The following is a 16,893-nucleotide window of genomic DNA, read 5'->3' on the forward strand; positions in this document are numbered from 1 at the left end:
TCGATTTGATATCTAAAGAGTGATCTTGGGTCTTCTCATCGGTTAGTTGTATACTGGCGTATGCGACGCTTGCAGGCATGATTCCTGCTTGTATAAATTTTCAACTTCTTGCTGTGAGCTAAATACAGTGCTAATTGGTCAAAAACGAAGCGTTCTTATTGATTTGGTAGTAGCAAGAATAACAATAAGGGGAATGGTCATGAAAAAATGGGGACGTCGTGCGGCAACTTTAGGCCTATTGATGCTATCACAGTGGCTTATGGCTGCCCAACAGAATTGGAATAGCTGGGTTGCTGAAGTCAGGCAACAGGCGCTGGAGCAAGGTATTTCTTCTACGGTTTTTGATCAAGCCTTTGCAGATATTCGTGAGCCAAGCCGCCAAGTAAAAGGCCTGGCACGTTCACAACCTGAGCATCGATTGACATTTAGTAAATATCTGCATTCGCGTGCGGATAATTACCGGATTATGATGGGACGTAAGCAGTACAATAAGAATAAAGAATTATTGGATGAAATTGGCCAGCATTTCGGTGTTGATCCCTGCTTTATTGTATCCTTTTGGGGGATGGAAAGCAGTTACGGCACCTACATGGGTAATTTCCCGGTCATTAAATCGTTAGCAACGCTGGCTTATGATTCTAATCGACGGGATTTTTTCCGTAAGCAACTCTTCCTGGCACTCCATATTTTGAATGATGGTCATGTAACCTTACAGCATTTCAAAGGAGAATGGGCTGGTGCTTCAGGCCAACCACAGTTTTTACCTTCTAGCTGGTTAGAATTTGCTGTGGACTATGATGGCGATGGCCGTAAAGACATTTGGGAAAGTAAAGCAGACGTATTCGCATCGATTGCCAACTACATGAAAAAGAATGGTTGGCAGACTGGTCAGCCTTGGGCTATCCAAGTGAAACTTCCTCCGAAATTTGATATGAAATTAGAGGGTAAAGCAGTCGTTAAACCAGTCAGTGAATGGAATGCTCTAGGCGTACGTACTGAAAGCGGTCAACCTTTACCTCACCAGGAGCTAGAGGCTAGTATCGTACAACCGAATGGCGGGCCAGTTTTCCTCGCTTATCCTAACTATAAGATGATTTTGCGCTACAATAATTCTATCTACTATGCTGGTGCAATCGGGTATATGGCCGATAAAATTTGTAATCGCGTTAAGTAGATTACAAGAGGGTTTTGAACAGGCGGAATTTGTCTTCCGCCTGATGGCTAAAGGCTCGATTTCTGTTTAAGAGGTGGATCTGTGAGCAATTATCTTGATAAGACAGCCAGTTTAACGCCTGCTGCCAAACGTATCATCTGTGACAAGGCAACCGAATATCCCAATACAGGTGAATATACTGACCATTTGGTAAAAAGCGGAACGTATCTTTGCCGCCGTTGCGGCCTGGCTCTTTTTCGTGCCCGAAGCCAATTTCATTCTGGTTGTGGCTGGCCCAGTTTTGATGATGATGTTGTTCAGGCGGTCAAACAAATCCCGGATAAGGATGGCCAACGTACGGAAATACTTTGTGCCCGGTGTGATGGGCATTTAGGGCACGTCTTCACTGGTGAGTATTTTACCCACAAAAATCTTCGCCATTGCGTGAATTCGGCGTCCCTGGATTTTGTGGCTGATGATCAGGTTTTGGATACGGAAGAGGCCATTGTTGCTGGTGGTTGTTTTTGGGGGGTTGATCATTTTTTACGCCTTGTTCCAGGGGTATTGAACGTGGAGGTGGGTTATTCAGGTGGTTCAGTTATGAATCCGAGTTATGAACAGGTTTGTCGTGGCGATACAGGGCATTACGAAGTAGCAAGAGTGGTTTATGATGTGGCGAAAACAGATTATTACACGGTTCTAAAACGTTTCTTTGAAATCCATGATCCTACGCAACGCACCGGGCAAGGTCCTGATATTGGTCCACAATATAAAAGTGCGGTTTTTTATTATAATGAAGAACAACGGGAAGACGCACAGGTATTGATTAAATTACTACAAGAGCGTGGTTACAATGTGGTTACTCGTCTATTGGAAGTACAAGCGTTCTGGCCTGCCGAAGGTTATCATCAAGATTACTATGCGAAACATAGCAAAGCTCCTTATTGCCACCGGCCAGAACCACGATTTGGTTAGGTAGAACTGGCCGAGGATGTTATTACAACGAGAAGTTTGTTTCTGTTGATAATAGCTTTTTGCCATATTCCTGAATCGCTTCTGGGCAATAAGACAGAGAGTCACTGATGATTTTTCCTAACGCTTTATCTTTAAATAACATTTCTAGCTCTTCTGCATCGAATTTAATAGCTTCCTCTTGGTATTCAGTACCGGCAGTGTTGATATCTAGAAAAATTTTACGGGCAACAGCAGTCAAAGGAACAGAGCGAACTTGCTGCAGATAGGTTAGTAAGTTTAATTTAAGATTTCGGATACCGTCTATTAAATCTAACGAAGCCTCGACACAAGCGCGATCGTCTAAACTTTTGTAATAAGTTCTTTGTAACAGTAACTTATAACCAGGAAGTTTATCCATTAAGGCTTCAATAAGAGGTATATAGGCTCCGAATTCCGGTTGGAAATGGCCGCTCGCTAAATTAAATACGGCGTCCTTCTGGCCTAGCGATATGGCACCGGCACTAAGAACGGCATTTCCGGTTGAGCCGCCAGAGAGTAATTGTGCCTGGCGAGCCAAGCCTCCGTGGGTTAATTTAGTTGGACCGTTAAATTGGGGTGCAAACCAGACTTCGCCCTCTAAGGTAACAACATATAAATAGTTCTTACCTGGTTTTAGCATGGCGGGATCATTAGTGACCATAACACCTTGATAATTGCGATCTTCGGAGGCAATTAGTCTGGATTCAGTATATTCAGGGTGAAGAGGGTATTGCCTGTAAGATTGCAATAACAAGCTTGAACTATCTGCAATTAACGTTGTTGGTATACTATTACCTATCAAGCTTAATTCCGGCGCTTCAAGCAGCTCTAAAACTAACTTCTCATCTTTCTTAACGATTTGATAGGGAATGCTTGCCATGGCACAAATAAATACCAAACGCTTCAACAAAGAGCTATCCGTAGAGTAATCTTGAATCTGATCATTAATTGAAGAAACAAGTCTGGGTATTGAAGTAATATGAGGATTAGTTAATAGCCCTTCTACAGTATCAATATTTTTTGAAGTACGATTTTTACCCATGCGCTGAAGAGGGCCTTTGGGAGCCCATTGGAGCCAGCTTCTAGTACAGTAATTGCCTAAAACTGCTTTGGCATTTTCGAAGCTGTTACTAAAAGGAGAGCAAAATTTCGAATAATTAGCAGCATAAGGAAGCGCAGTTGGGACTAAATTGCTTTCGGTGGATTCGACTTCTTGTTTGGATAACATGATATCTCGATATTAAATAATTAATCTATATGAGCATTATTTTAACATTCGATGCTTAAGAGAACTTTAACAGGCGTAGTGGCTGGTTTTGCAGGTAAAAAAGCACTGAACAAATCGTGCTCGTGTCCGGTTCTCAAGTGTTATTACGTACCCTTTTTGCGTGATTCAATGTGCTCTTGCAGTGAGGTAGAGGTTTCTTTGCCCCTGATAAGTCGGGCATAGATATGCTCAGGGGCACGATTTGTTATTAGAGAGAGTGGGGAGACTGACTAGTTTCAGGCTAATAATTGGCTTTGCAGGTATTGGAGGGTTTAAATCAGGAGGGTTTATCTTCTTGCTGATAAGCAGCATCTGCTTTTTCTGCTTTGCGTGTATTTTCTTTGAGTTGCTGTTCGCTTAATTGGTTTTGCCAAAAATTAGTAACTTGCTCTTTTAACCGGTTTAAATGACGGGCAAGTTTGCCTAGATGTTCTGCAAGCATGGGTAATTTGCTCGGGCCAAAAACCACAATGGCCACTAAGAAAGTAAGTAATAATTCTCCGCTACTCATGATTTTTTATCATCATCCTCATTCATAGCGCGGCGAAAATTCTTGATTGCGGTACCTAAATCGGAGCCGATATTTTTTAATTTGTTGGTACCAAACAAGGCTACAACAATGAGTAATATTAATAGTAATGATAAAGGACTGATCCCACTTAATCCCATGTTAACTCCTGTTAGTACGGTTAATAAAGGCGACAAATCCGCCGGCAAGTGCAATGGTAATCGCTATAGCTGACAATTTATCATGGTTTAACAATTTAAAATAACTGAGCGCACCGACTGTCGCCATGGTAATAAAAATACCTAAACCGAGCCCTTTGTACCAGGCATTTCTTGTCATGTATGCATTTTGCTGGTTGTTGACGGGCAGCAAGGCACGAATTTTTTGCTCTTTAGTTAATTCCAATACGTCATGTAATAATCGAGGCATATGAGGTAATTGCTCCGTAAGGAAGGGCAGGTTCTCGCGTAATTGGCGAATGAATGCTTTGGGCCCCATTTGTTCTTTCAGCCATTTTTCCAAAAAGGGTTTGGCAGTGACCCAAAGATCAAGCTCGGGATATAGTTGGCGCCCCAAGCCTTCTATTGCCAATAACGTTTTTTGCAAGAGTACTAATTGGGGTTGTACTTCCATATGGAAGCGTCTTGCCACTTGAAAAAGGCGTAAGACTACCTGGGCGAAAGAAATATCTTTTAGAGGTTTTTCGAAGATAGGCTCGCAGACGGTACGAATAGCACTTTCAAATTCTTCAATACGGGTGTCTCTTGCAACCCAACCGGATTCAACATGCAATTGCGCAACGCGTCGGTAATCGCGGTTAAAAAAGGCATATAGATTTTCTGCGAGATAACGCTTATCGCTGTCATTTAAGGTGCCTATAATGCCAAAATCAATGCAAATATATTGCGGATCATGAGGGTGGAGTGGTGATACAAAAATATTGCCCGGATGCATATCGGCATGAAAGAAGCAATCTCTAAATACCTGGGTGAAGAAAATTTCTACGCCCCGTTCTGCCAGTTTTTTAATGTTGACGCCTCTTTCCCGCAAGGTAGCAATATCAGAGACAGGTATTCCATAGATGCGCTCCATCACCATGACATTTTCACGGGTATAGTCCCAAAACACTTCTGGAATGTAGAGAAGGGGCGAATTATGAAAATTTCGTCGTAACTGGCCTGCATTGGCTGCCTCCCGTTGCAAGTCGAGTTCATCAATTAAATTATGTTCGAATTCCTGGACAATTTCTTTGGGTTTTAGACGCTTGCTTTCAGCCCAATAACGGTCAGCGAAGTTGGCTATGGTGTACATAATACGTAAATCTTTCTCAATAATTTTGCGCATATTGGGGCGCAAAATTTTCACCACGACCTCTTCCCCTGTTTTTAAGGTGGCTGCATGAACCTGTGCCATCGATGCAGAAGCAAGAGGAATGGGATCAAACCGGGCAAAGACTTGAAAGGCTGATTGACCAAAGGCTGCTTCAACAATAGCCAAAGCCTTTTCACTGGCAAAGGGCGGGACTTTATCCTGTAATTTACATAATTCCAATGCGATATCGGGGGGCAGGATGTCAGGGCGAGTTGATAAGGCCTGGCCGAATTTAATAAAAATGGGACCTAACTCTTCCAGGGTTTTTCTTAAGGCTTCTCCACGGGTTAATTTTTCTTTGCGCACCCAGTTCCAGGGGTTTAGATAAACGATAAAACGAAAAGGTGAAAAAAGCCGAATGGAAACAATGACCTGGTCGAGGCCATTTTTGGCCAATATCAAATTAATATGCAGCAGTCTTAGTAATTGTTTAATTGAATTCATGGCCTGCCATCAATTGGTTAATATGGGCTTGCAAACGCTCCACATCAAGTGCCAGCTTATCGATATCGTTAAAAAAATCATCGATTTCTTCACGTGGCGGCACAGCAGCCAGTTCTTCTTGCAGATAATCAGTCAAATTATGGCGCAGTGATTCTCCTAACTGCTTTTTAAATGCCAAACCATGGCGGACGAGGGAGCCCAGCTGATGGGCTACCACATCACCGGTAAAATGGGCGAGATGGCCTTCCCAATCAATGTCCAGTTCATCGAATAGTTTTTTGACCTGTTGACCCAGTTCTACATCACCTGATAATCGGATTTTATCGTTAAATAAAGAGCGGGCTTTGGAAACCGGTAAAAAACTTAAACGAATTAAACCAAGAGGACTGCTATGAATAATGGTATCAGGTCGCCCTTCATAGTCGGCGAGTAACTCCAATTGTTGCTGATCAAAATGAATAAAAAAATTAACACCCAAGGGGGCGATGATAATTTCGAGCACTTTGCCCTGCAAGGCCGCGATTTTGGCTGGCATGGAGTCGTCTAATGCCAGGGCGTGATTAATAGCCTTTTGCAGCGCTTTCAATGAATATTTCTTAATCATATTACTCTCAATATTTATGGGCGATGTGCAAGGCAACGATTCCACCACTTAAATTATGATAATGACAATCTTCAAATCCTGCTCGTTCAATCATTACCTTTAAACCTTCCTGGGTGGGATGCATGCGAATTGACTCAGCAAGATATTGATAGCTGTCAGCATCTTGCGCGAACAATTGCCCAATTTTAGGTAACACATTAAAAGAATACCAATCGTAAATCGGTTTTAGTCCTGGAATTGTCGGTGTGGAAAATTCCAGAACCATCAATTTACCACCTGGTTTACAAACACGATACATAGAACGTAACGCTTCTTCTTTATCAGTGACATTGCGCAAACCAAAACCTATCGTAATACAATCAAAACTATTGTCAGCAAAAGGCAGGCTTTGGGCATTAGCCTGTACGAAGTTGATATTGTTATACAAGCCTTCATCCAACAGGCGGTCCCGTCCTACAGCTAACATAGCCGCATTGATATCCGCTAAAATAACTTGTCCTTGATCGCCTACTTTCTTACTCAGTAAACGGGTTAAATCACCACTGCCACCCGCTAAATCGAGCACTTGATGTCCGGCATGGACCTGACTTAGGGCAATCGTGAAGCGTTTCCAGAGGCGGTGAATGCCTAGAGACATTAAGTCATTCATTAAATCATAGTTCTTGGCAACCGAGTGAAAGACGGCGCCAACTTTCTTTTCTTTTTCATCCCAGGCCACAGATTCAAAGCCAAAATGGGTGGTTTTTTCTTTTTTGGTCATTGGTTGTTTGTATAGGGAGCAGGTTGCTTATCTTAACCGATCCTAGGGCTATAAAACAAAAATGTTGATGAGTCTTGTTAAGTCTGACTTATTTTTAGTCTCTTGTTTGGATAAGTACATTAATGTGGATGCAGTGTAGGCAATAGTTTGTTATGCTCATTTTGTATCTTTTTCTGCCTACTCTAATCTCTAACGAGTGTATCACCATGCCAGTTGTTATGATTGAGATTTTTGTGCCCCTATTGAGTTTATTTATTTTTATCCTCGGAACGGGTTTTTTCTCCACGCTGTTAGCCTTGAATATGACCTTAAGTGAAGCGTCGCCACTTGCAATTGGTGCCATGACAGGTGTCTTTTATGCCGGACTGGTAGTGGGCTCGTTTCGCATGGATCGCTTCATTAACCGGGTTGGTCATATCCGTGCCTATGTGGTTTTTTCTGCTACGCAGGCAATTATCTGTTTATTGCATGGTATTTTTTATCAGGTTGGGCTGTGGCTATTTTTACGTGGTTTAGCCGGCTTTGCCTCAGCGGGTTTGTTTGTCGTGATTGAGAGCTGGCTGCTTGGGAAAAGTACGGCGATGAATCGGGGAAGAGTACTGTCTTTATACATGATTAGCTACTATGCAGCACAGAGTTTGGGACAGTTTTTTTTGAATCTTGCGGAGCCAGACACGCTATCATTATTTGCTTTGACTTCCATACTCTGCTCTTTGTCTATTATTCCCTTGGCCATGTCTCGTGTAAATCCACCGAAATACGAAGAGGCATCAACGCTCAGTTTACAGAAACTACTTGATAAATCGATGGCGGGTTTAGTAGGTTGCCTAAGCTCAGGATTGATTATGGGTGGTATCTACGGTTTGATGCCAACACTGCTGAGTGATTTATTTCATGATAATGCAAAAGTAGCGAACTATATGTTTGCCATTATTTTTGGCGGAATGCTATTACAGTATCCATTAGGTAGGCTGTCCGATCTGGTTGCACGCCGTTTAGTTCTGATTCTCATTGCAGTGGCTACCAGTATTGTTTCTTTCATTGTAATGACAACTCACATGAATCCCTGGTGCTTTTTTATATTGATGTTGCTCTTTGGTGGTTTGACCTTCACTCTTTACCCAATTAGCATTAGCCATGCTTGCGATACTTTAGAAGCACGCGATATTGTTGCTGGCACACAAAGCTTATTACTGGCTTATAGCCTTGGTGCCATGGCAGGGCCTTTACTGGCGCCCTGGTTTATGCACGTTTTTGGGATGGGGGGACTGTTTACCTATTTCATAACGGTTTGTACACTCATGACGCCATTCTTTCTTTTACGCAAAAGCGGTGAGGTGGGTGAACCGCAAGAGGAATCTTTCCTAGCCAACCCCTAAGAGGCGATTTAAGGCATCAAGATAGTCTTTTTCATTAGGAAATGTTTGACTGCGCTGGGCCCGCCAAAGAGATTCTGCCAGACAATCCATCATTAGGTGTTCGACTACCAATCGATCGCTGTATTTTTGCAGTAATTGACGATAAAGCGAGTCAATGCCGCTAGGTCGGTCAGTACTAATTTGCTCGCGAATGGCTATATGTAAGCCCATATGCAAGAAAGGATTGGTTTGTCCCAGCTCAGGAAAATAAGGCTGATTGTCGTAGGAGGAAGCAGTTTCCAGGAGCTTATGGTATTCAGGATGAACCAGAATAACGTCGACAATTTGTTGTTCCAGAGGTAGCAAAGGTTGCTTTTGGAGGTATTTCTGCCAGCTGGAAAAAAACAGTTGTCTTGTATCTTGCACATTGTCGCCGTAAAACATGATGGACCCGCTATGAACTATGAACTTGAGGGCAGTCTAGCTTATGCGTAAAGGAACAACAAATAAACTTCTGTCGAACCTCTACTCCATTGGCGCATAGTGTCGTCGATAGGGTGCTCGAGTCCTCATGCTTCGCAGTTCTGTGCGCCGTTTTCCTCGTATTTCTCTCACTGTAGCGAGTTATGAAAGAAGTTTCATCTAAAAGGGTTCTTGTGTATTGACAATGCTGACGTCGCTGTGCGATATTCGCCACGCGAGGTTGGACTTGCTATGTGTCATTCCACTGGGTCAATTGGCGACACACTGATTGACCCTTTCTATCTTTAGTTCTTTATTGATTCTCTCTCTTAAGTTTCTTGCTATCTTTTTTTTATTGCGATAAAAATATTCCAAGTGATGCAATGGAGTTGCCTAATGTTTGGATTTTTTGAAGAGCCGGCTTTAATCCCGCGAGTAGAATTGGGGGATGGGAATTTTAATTACAAATCGGCGAACCATCTCGATATCATCGGCAAACGCTGTCTGCGTTTCCAACAAGCACAAAAACATTTACATAGAATCGATAACAATATTATAAGAGGAGCAGTAATTGGTAGTGCTTCCTGGGTAGGGAGCTATGTTTTCCCTTTAGTTACTGTGTCTATAGCGGCGTTCTGTTTTGCTACCTATCACTATGCACATCATGCAGAAGCATTTAAACAATATCAGGAAGCCTTAAATGATTTGATTGCTGCCTATAATTGGTCAATGGGGCGAAATACGGGCGACCACTGGTATAAATTGGGTGTGCTATCGCTGCAGGATCTTGTATTGACGTTAGGTCCCTGCGTAAAAAGCGAAACGATTTGCACTTGGAGTATGGGTGATCTTGAGCCGGCTTCTATGTTATCACGTGCCAAAAGGGACAATGAGCCAACGACTCTTTTTAAAGCAAAATTAACGCAGTTTGCAGCGGGTGAGCAAACCAAAGAGTGGCGATTCAAAATTTATGGCGAGGGGGGAACAGATGATTTGTGGTCTGTCTTTTTACAATCCAATGGTAAAGATTTAGCTAACGAAGCGGTTAGAAGGACTGTACTTTCTTCTACGGGATAAAGACTATTAAAATTGACCACAAGCTAGTTTTAAACCTAAAAATAGCATCAGTATTCCACTGGAAAATTCGATGCGCTTCCAAACCTTAGCCCGAGACAAAACATGCGCAAAATAGTGGGTTGTGAATGTCAGTGAGCTGAACCACAGGAGACTGGAGGTCAGTACACCTAATAAGAAGGCTTGTTGATGCTCGGGAAATTGGCTACTGCCTCCTCCTATGATGACCAGACTGTCAATAATTGCATGCGGATTTAGTAAACTAAAGCCAAGGGCAAGCATGACAATCTGCAAACGATTAGGCGTTCGCTCGTCGGTAGCAGCCATCTGCATTTCTTTGCTCAAAGCTTGCTTTAATGTCTTGTACCCATAGTACAGTAAAAAGGCGACTCCAAACCAGGTTACCCATCCCTGCAACGTAGGATGAAGCTTAAGTACCTCGTGCAAACCGGCAACGCTGGCACAAACCAGAATGATATCGCAGAAAAAACAAACGAGGGCTGAAAGGGCGGCGTGGTTACGTAGTGCACCCTGGCGAATCAGAAAGACATTCTGCGGACCCAGAGCAGTTATTAGCGATAAGCCGAGCATTAAACCATTTAGATATACCGTCATGGTGAGTTATCCCTCGAAACGAAATGTGGCAATTATTGCGCATTTTTAATTATAATTAAAATTAATAATTATAATCATTGATAAGTTTTACTTATGAGAATAGAGCAAAGAGGCTTACAGGCTTTGGATGCAGTCATTCAAACCCAGAGTTTTGCGGCAGCCGCCAAGCAATTATTTATTACACAGCCTGCGGTAAGTTTGCGTATCAAACAATTGGAAACCCAATTCGGCCAACCTTTACTTATTCGCTCACTGCCTTATCAAGCGACTCCGTTGGGAGAAAAATTACTTAGTTTGCTACGTCGCACCCGTTTGCTAGAAGAGCATTTATTACAAGAAATTCAACAAGATACGCCAGCCCGCCTTTCTGTTGCATTGAATCGCGATAGTTTGGAAACCTGGTTTGTTCGTTTGTTGGAGGAATTAACGCTGTTGGAAAAAATCAACATTGACATCATCACTGATGATCAGGAAGTAACTATTGATTATTTCCGTAAAGGTTCAGTATCGGCTTGTGTAACCAGCTACGATCGGCCTTTGCCAGGCTGTGAATGTGTCTTGTTGGGGCATATGGATTATTTATTAGTCGCCTCACCCTCTTTTATCGCCCGTCATTTTAAGGCCAAAAAATCGGTGATCGATAATTTGTTAGCCGCACCGGTGATTATTTTTGATAGCCGCGATCGCCTACCGGAGCATTATTTTAAACATTTCTTTGCGCATTCATTTACCAGGTATCGTTATCATAAGGTGCCTTCCGTGCAGGGATATAAGCAATTCGCTTTAAAGGGCTATGGTTACGGCTGGATCCCTAGTCTGGATATTCGTGACGAGTTAGCACAGGGTTTGTTAGTAGAACTTTGCCCGGATAAACGTTGGTTGATGCCGTTATACTTGCATTACTGGCAGTTACCTGCCAGGCAATACAAGCTTTTTATAGAAAAAATTGCGGAAGGAGCAAAGCGGTTTCTAATTGAAATCTAACTGGAAAATTAGGGTCCAGTGCCTTTAAACGACATCAACTTCGATTTTACCTTGCTCAATTCGGGTCGGGTAAATTTTCAAGTTCTTAGGTTTGACAACTTTTCCTAAGAGATTGCCTACAGCAGGTGGCCAGGGTGACCAGCATTTTACATCGCCGGTGGCTAAATCAAATTCACTTTTGTGAAAAGGACAGACAATAGCGCAGTTATCCGTAATTTTACCTTTAGCGAGGGGAAGCTTGAAATGTGGACATTGCGCCTGAACCGCGTGCACTTGCTCGTTATGCCAGATAAAGAGGATTTTGTGGCCGTCAATAAGCAACGTTTCTCTCTCTGTTTGTTGTAATTGGGCTAAATCAACTGCCGCTTTCCACACCATAAGAATTCCTTGGTTGTCCATGAAGGATGGAATCATAACAACGCTTGTCGGAGATGTCAGCCGAATTATTACACTTCTTTCGATACTCTACTGTATTGGCGCACGTCGTCGATCCAGTACTCGAATCCTCCAGGACTTACGAAAAACTCCGATCTCTTCGTTAAAATTTGATTTTAATTCGGTCATTTAGTTAAGCTAAACTCCCTCATTAAAATCAAATTTTGCCTCGACCTCGAAGTTTTTCGTAAGTCCTGTCCTCGTGTACTGATGTGTACACGGTGGTTCTGCGAGCCGTTTCTCCTCGTACTGCTCTCACTGCAGCGAGTGTCGAAAGAAGTCTATTGTTGTTTTTCGTTAAATCTAGTACTAACAACGTTGCAAGTTGCGTGAGGAGGGGTATAAAATGCCAGATTAATTTTTCCTGTCTGTAGATTACCAAGGGTAATAAGTTTAAGGAGGGGGCGTGGGCTCTTTGTTGAAAAAAAACGCAATCATTGTGTCTTTTTTAGCGTTGGTGATGGCTTTTTCAGGGGCTTTATGGGCTGCTGAAGAAAACTCCAGCGAACCGATGGATCCGTTGATCGAAGGGTATTACCCTAGTTACCCTCCGACTACTCCTGCCAGTGGTGTCCAGGAAGAATTAATTAAGCGCGGTGAATATTTGGCACGGATGGGGGATTGCATTGCTTGCCATACCGATGTTAAAGGGAAGACGCCAGCTTTTGCAGGCGGTTTGCCGATCAATACTCCTTTTGGTACGTTTTACAGCCCTAATATTACACCTGATAAAGAAACAGGGATTGGGAATTGGACCGAGCAGGATTTCATTCGCGCTTTAAAAGAAGGGCGAGATCCCCAGGGTAGAAATTATTTCCCTGTTTTTCCTTATGTTTATTTCTCCAAAATTTCGGATGATGATGCGCGCGCACTTTACGCTTATTTCATGAATATTCCTGCGGTCAAGCAAAAGAATAAGGATTTGCCTTTCCCCTTCGGTGTACCCGGTGCCCGCTTTTCTTTATGGGGATGGAATTTATTGTTTTTCTTCCCAGAAGATAATGATATTACTTATGAATCGGATAAATCACCCGCATGGAATCGGGGCAAATATATCGTTGATGGTTTAGGACATTGCAGTATGTGTCATACGCCGCTCAATATTTTTGGGGCGCCTAAGAATCGTTTTTACCTCACAGGCAGTTTTATTGATGGTTATTGGGCACCTAATATCACGAAATATGGGTTACACTCAGCAAGCCATTATGAAGTGGCAGATGTTTTTGCTCAGGGCCAACTTATTAATAAGGCAGGCCCGGTTGCGGGGCCTATGGCAGAAGTTAACCATAACAGTTTAACTTACTTGACTGAAGAAGATAGATTGGCAATTGCTACCTATTTAAAAACAGTTGTAAGCGAGGAGCCTTTGGGTATTTCTCCCTCAGAAAGCCAGCCAACGCTGAAACGAGGCAAGCAGGTTTATGTAAATTCTTGCATTATCTGTCACCAAAAAGGGGAGATGGGTGCGCCACTAATCGGCAATGGAGCCAACTGGTATATGCGCTTAAAGAACAGTGGTTTAACCGGGCTTTATCGCCATGCTATCCACGGCTATAACAGCATGCCTGTGAAAGGGGCTTGTGTGACTTGCTCCGATAACGATATTTTAGCTGCAGTTGATTATATTCTTAACAAATCGCTATCCCGATCACAGTGGAGCGATTTGGCGGCGGGTGGATCCAAAAAATACCCTTCCAATGGAAAAGAAATTTATAACGAAAATTGCAGCATGTGCCACGACTCAGGCAAGCAAGGGGCACCTAAAATTGGTGATAAGGCGATCTGGGAGCCATTAATTGCCAAAAACATGGATGTCTTAATTGAAAATACGATTAAGGGTGAAGCACATCCGAAAAATGGTGGGTGTAAACATTGCACAACCGGTGAGGTTATTGAGGCAATTAAATATATGGTGAGTCAATCAAAAACGGAAGGGAACTTTTCCCTCTGGTAATTGAGGTATCGTTTCTGGTTTGATTATAAATTTATTTAATTATTGGCCAGCGAAGAATACCTGGCCATTTAAAGAGGTGAGGACGGGGATGCTAAACAGGTTTAAGGTAAGCAAGGTGCTTGCCGCCTTGACGGGACTGGTGATGAGCCAGGCCGTAATGGCTGCAGCGGATAAATGGCAGCTAAATATGTATAAAGGTGTGACGCCTTTAAGTAACGACATGTATGATTTGCACATGATTGCCATGGTGATTTGTGCGATCATCGGTATCGTGGTGTTTGGGGTGATGATTTACTCACTCATCCACCATCGTAAATCGAAAGGTTATACACCGGCTACTTTTCATGACAATACTCGCCTGGAGATTGTTTGGTCGATAATTCCATTTCTGATTCTTGTTGGCCTTGCCATTCCTGCTACCAAAGTTTTGATGCGGATGGATGACACTGCGGAGTCTGATGTAACCATTAAAGTTGTTGGCTATCAATGGAAATGGCAATACCAATATCTCGATCAAGGTATTAGCTATTTTAGTAATTTATCGACTCCTTATGAACAAATACAGAATAAGCAGAAGAAAGGACAGTGGTATTTGCTGGAAGTGGATAAACCCCTGGTCTTACCGGTTAATAAAAAAATTCGTTTCTTGGTGACTTCTAATGATGTGATTCACTCCTGGTGGGTTCCCGAGATTGGCATAAAACGGGATGCCATGCCAGGATTCATGCATGAGGCTTGGGCCAGAATAGAAAAGCCTGGGGTTTATCGAGGCCAGTGTGCTGAATTATGTGGTATTAACCATGGCTTTATGCCCATTGTTGTAAAAGCAGTCAGTGATGAGGAGTTCAATAAGTGGGTTGCTGAGCAGGTTAAGGTCAAGGATGAATATGATGCCAGCGTTGCTCAGCCAACAGAACAGCCGAAAATGACTCGTGCTGAACTGATGAGTATGGGTAAGCAAAAATACGATCTCATTTGTGCAGCTTGCCACAAGGCGGATGGTAAAGGGATACCGCCTATGTACCCTGCTCTTAAAGGAAGTTCGGTTGCAGTAGGAAAACCGATTTCACGTCATATTGAATTGGTTCTGCATGGCATACCTGGCTCTGCTATGCAAGCGTATAAAGACCAATTAAGCGATGCTGAAATTGCCGCAATTATTACCTATGAGCGTAATGCTTGGGAAAATAATACTAACGATGAAGTTCAGCCTGCCGATGTTGCAAAAATACGTCAGGGTGATAATCAACAACCTAAAATGGTGAATAAAGCTCAAGCTGGAGGTTTGCGATGAGTGATATATTAACGCATGATACTGATCACGACGAACATCATGGCCCAGAACAGGGAAAGGGAATAAGCGGTTTTGTAAAACGATGGTTGTTTACAACAAACCATAAAGACATTGGCTCCCTTTATCTCTGGTTGGCGTTGATCAGTTTTTTTATTGCCGGCTCCATGGCGTTAATTATTCGTGCTGAACTTTTTCAGCCTGGCCAGCGATTTGTTGACCCCAACTTCTTTAATCAAATGACCACGCTTCATGGTTTGATTATGCTCTTCGGGGTAGTTATGCCTGCATTTACAGGGATGGCCAACTGGCAAATTCCTATGATGATAGGTGCGCCTGATATGGCTCTGCCACGTTTGAATAACTGGAGTTTCTGGATATTGCCTTTTGCCTTTGTACTCTTGGGCTCAACCATGTTTCATAGCGGTGGTGGACCGAATTTCGGTTGGACGATGTATGCGCCTTTGTCAACCAAATATGCCCCTCCCAGCACTGATTTTATGATTTTCTCCATTCATATGATGGGACTTTCATCCATCATGGGTTCGATCAACATTATCGCTACAATTCTGAATATGCGGGCTCCAGGCATGAGTTTGATGAAAATGCCCATGTTTGTGTGGACGTGGTTGATTACAGCTTTCTTGCTAATTGCTATTATGCCAGTATTAGCCGGGGCTGTAACAATGATGCTTGCCGATAGGCATTTTGGCACCAGCTTTTTCGAAGCGGCTGGCGGCGGGGATCCCATTTTATTCCAACATGTATTCTGGTTTTTCGGTCACCCGGAAGTATACGTTCTTGTTCTGCCTGCCTTCGGTGTGGTGTCAGAAATTATTCCTACATTTAGCCGTAAACCACTATTTGGTTACCATTTCATGGTTTATGCGACCGCAAGTATCGCGATACTTTCTTTCGTAGTCTGGGTACATCATATGTTTACTACGGGTGTTCCTTTAGGCGCAGAATTGTTTTTTATGTATACAACGATGTTAATCGCGGTGCCGACTGGTATTAAGGTTTTCAACTGGGTCAGTACGATGTTCAAAGGCTCAATGACTTTTGAAACCCCGATGCTTTTCGCCATTGCCTTTGTTTTCCTCTTTACTATTGGTGGTTTTACCGGCTTGATGTTGGCCTTGGTACCAGCAGATTTCCAATACCAGGATACCTATTTTGTGGTTGGCCACTTCCACTACGTTTTGGTGCCTGGCGTTATATTTGCTCTGCTAGGGGCAACCTATTACTGGTTACCAAAGTGGACCGGACATATGTACAACGAGCGTTTAGGAAAATGGCATTTCTGGTTGTCTACTATTTCAGTAAATATCGCATTCTTTCCTATGCATTTCTTAGGTTTGGCTGGAATGCCAAGGCGAATTCCTGATTACGCATTGCAATTCACTAATTTCAATATGATTTCTTCGATTGGTGCGTTTATTTTTGGGTTCTCGCAGTTATTATTTTTGTATAATGTGATAAGAACAGTGCGTGGCGGTAAGAAAGTAGATGCTCGAGTTTGGGAAGGTGCACACGGCCTGGAATGGACTCTACCTTCACCCCCACCTTATCACAGCTTCACTACGCCGCCTGAAATTTGATGAGAAATAAGTAGTTATT

General features: G+C 42.9%; 17 protein-coding genes. 8 read left to right on the forward strand and 9 right to left on the reverse strand.

What is annotated here, in order from left to right:
* Positions 1-199: 199 nt before the first annotated feature.
* Positions 200-1,174, forward strand: a complete 975-nt coding sequence (locus DYC89_RS00575; RefSeq protein WP_181879289.1) for a lytic murein transglycosylase — start codon at positions 200-202, stop codon at positions 1,172-1,174.
* An 81-nt stretch (positions 1,175-1,255) separates the two neighbouring features.
* Positions 1,256-2,128, forward strand: coding sequence for a bifunctional methionine sulfoxide reductase B/A protein (locus DYC89_RS00580; RefSeq protein WP_115220038.1), 873 nt, complete (start codon positions 1,256-1,258; stop codon positions 2,126-2,128).
* 22 nt (positions 2,129-2,150) lie between these two features.
* On the opposite strand, the gene DYC89_RS00585 is transcribed toward DYC89_RS00580, so the two are convergent.
* From DYC89_RS00585 to ubiE, 6 genes are all read right to left on the reverse strand, one after another.
* Positions 2,151-3,374: a hypothetical protein gene (locus DYC89_RS00585; RefSeq protein ID WP_115220039.1), complete on the reverse strand. Its 1,224-nt coding sequence runs from the start codon at positions 3,372-3,374 to the stop codon at positions 2,151-2,153.
* 316 nt (positions 3,375-3,690) lie between these two features.
* Entirely contained in the window at positions 3,691-3,924 is a 234-nt protein-coding gene (locus DYC89_RS00590; protein WP_115220040.1) for a Sec-independent protein translocase subunit TatA/TatB, read from the reverse strand.
* Positions 3,921-4,082 (reverse strand): twin-arginine translocase TatA/TatE family subunit, encoded by a 162-nt coding sequence (gene tatA, locus DYC89_RS00595; RefSeq protein ID WP_058443498.1) that lies wholly within the window; start codon positions 4,080-4,082, stop codon positions 3,921-3,923. Before tatA ends, DYC89_RS00590 begins: the two co-directional genes overlap by 4 nt.
* A gap of 1 nt (position 4,083) precedes the next feature.
* Positions 4,084-5,736 carry a ubiquinone biosynthesis regulatory protein kinase UbiB gene (gene ubiB / locus DYC89_RS00600; RefSeq protein ID WP_115220041.1) on the reverse strand — a complete coding sequence of 551 codons (1,653 nt, stop codon included), beginning with the start codon at positions 5,734-5,736 and terminating at the stop codon, positions 4,084-4,086.
* On the reverse strand, positions 5,723-6,340 hold the full coding sequence (locus tag DYC89_RS00605) for a ubiquinone biosynthesis accessory factor UbiJ (RefSeq protein WP_115220042.1): 618 nt from the start codon (positions 6,338-6,340) through the stop codon (positions 5,723-5,725). The genes ubiB and DYC89_RS00605 overlap by 14 nt, the downstream gene beginning before the upstream one ends.
* 7 nt (positions 6,341-6,347) lie before the next feature.
* Positions 6,348-7,100 (reverse strand): bifunctional demethylmenaquinone methyltransferase/2-methoxy-6-polyprenyl-1,4-benzoquinol methylase UbiE, encoded by a 753-nt coding sequence (gene ubiE, locus DYC89_RS00610; RefSeq protein WP_115220043.1) that lies wholly within the window; start codon positions 7,098-7,100, stop codon positions 6,348-6,350.
* Between the two features lie 206 nt (positions 7,101-7,306).
* Here ubiE and DYC89_RS00615 point away from each other — a divergent pair, with 206 nt between their 5' ends.
* A complete protein-coding gene (locus tag DYC89_RS00615; protein WP_181879290.1) occupies positions 7,307-8,479 on the forward strand; it encodes an MFS transporter in 1,173 nt (390 codons plus the stop codon).
* Here DYC89_RS00615 and DYC89_RS00620 read toward each other — a convergent pair.
* Entirely contained in the window at positions 8,465-8,902 is a 438-nt protein-coding gene (locus DYC89_RS00620; protein ID WP_115220045.1) for a DUF1841 family protein, read from the reverse strand. The two genes, DYC89_RS00615 and DYC89_RS00620, sit on opposite strands and share 15 nt — an antisense overlap.
* A 414-nt stretch (positions 8,903-9,316) precedes the next feature.
* Between DYC89_RS00620 and DYC89_RS00625 the strand changes: the two genes are divergently transcribed.
* On the forward strand, positions 9,317-9,997 hold the full coding sequence (locus DYC89_RS00625; protein WP_115220046.1) for a hypothetical protein: 681 nt from the start codon (positions 9,317-9,319) through the stop codon (positions 9,995-9,997).
* A gap of 6 nt (positions 9,998-10,003) precedes the next feature.
* Here DYC89_RS00625 and DYC89_RS00630 read toward each other — a convergent pair whose 3' ends face one another.
* Positions 10,004-10,609: a LysE/ArgO family amino acid transporter gene (locus DYC89_RS00630; RefSeq protein WP_115220047.1), complete on the reverse strand. Its 606-nt coding sequence runs from the start codon at positions 10,607-10,609 to the stop codon at positions 10,004-10,006.
* Positions 10,610-10,702: 93 nt separating this feature from the next.
* Between DYC89_RS00630 and DYC89_RS00635 the strand changes: the two genes are divergently transcribed.
* Positions 10,703-11,593 (forward strand): ArgP/LysG family DNA-binding transcriptional regulator, encoded by an 891-nt coding sequence (locus DYC89_RS00635; RefSeq protein WP_115220048.1) that lies wholly within the window; start codon positions 10,703-10,705, stop codon positions 11,591-11,593.
* 24 nt (positions 11,594-11,617) lie between these two features.
* On the opposite strand, the gene DYC89_RS00640 is transcribed toward DYC89_RS00635, so the two are convergent.
* Positions 11,618-11,971, reverse strand: a complete 354-nt coding sequence (locus DYC89_RS00640; protein WP_115220049.1) for a Rieske (2Fe-2S) protein — start codon at positions 11,969-11,971, stop codon at positions 11,618-11,620.
* 568 nt (positions 11,972-12,539) lie between these two features.
* Here DYC89_RS00640 and DYC89_RS00645 point away from each other — a divergent pair.
* The 3 genes from DYC89_RS00645 (at position 12,540) to ctaD (ending at position 16,874) form a co-directional block, all read left to right on the forward strand.
* Positions 12,540-13,982: a c-type cytochrome gene (locus tag DYC89_RS00645; RefSeq protein WP_425451562.1), complete on the forward strand. Its 1,443-nt coding sequence runs from the start codon at positions 12,540-12,542 to the stop codon at positions 13,980-13,982.
* 88 nt (positions 13,983-14,070) lie between these two features.
* A complete protein-coding gene (gene coxB / locus DYC89_RS00650; protein ID WP_115220051.1) occupies positions 14,071-15,276 on the forward strand; it encodes a cytochrome c oxidase subunit II in 1,206 nt (401 codons plus the stop codon).
* Positions 15,273-16,874, forward strand: a complete 1,602-nt coding sequence (gene ctaD / locus DYC89_RS00655; protein WP_115220052.1) for a cytochrome c oxidase subunit I — start codon at positions 15,273-15,275, stop codon at positions 16,872-16,874. The genes coxB and ctaD overlap by 4 nt, the downstream gene beginning before the upstream one ends.
* The last annotated feature ends 19 nt before the right edge of the window (positions 16,875-16,893 follow it).

Origin of the sequence: Legionella donaldsonii, assembly GCF_900452385.1 — a bacterium.
GTDB classification, from domain to species: domain Bacteria; phylum Pseudomonadota; class Gammaproteobacteria; order Legionellales; family Legionellaceae; genus Tatlockia; species Tatlockia donaldsonii.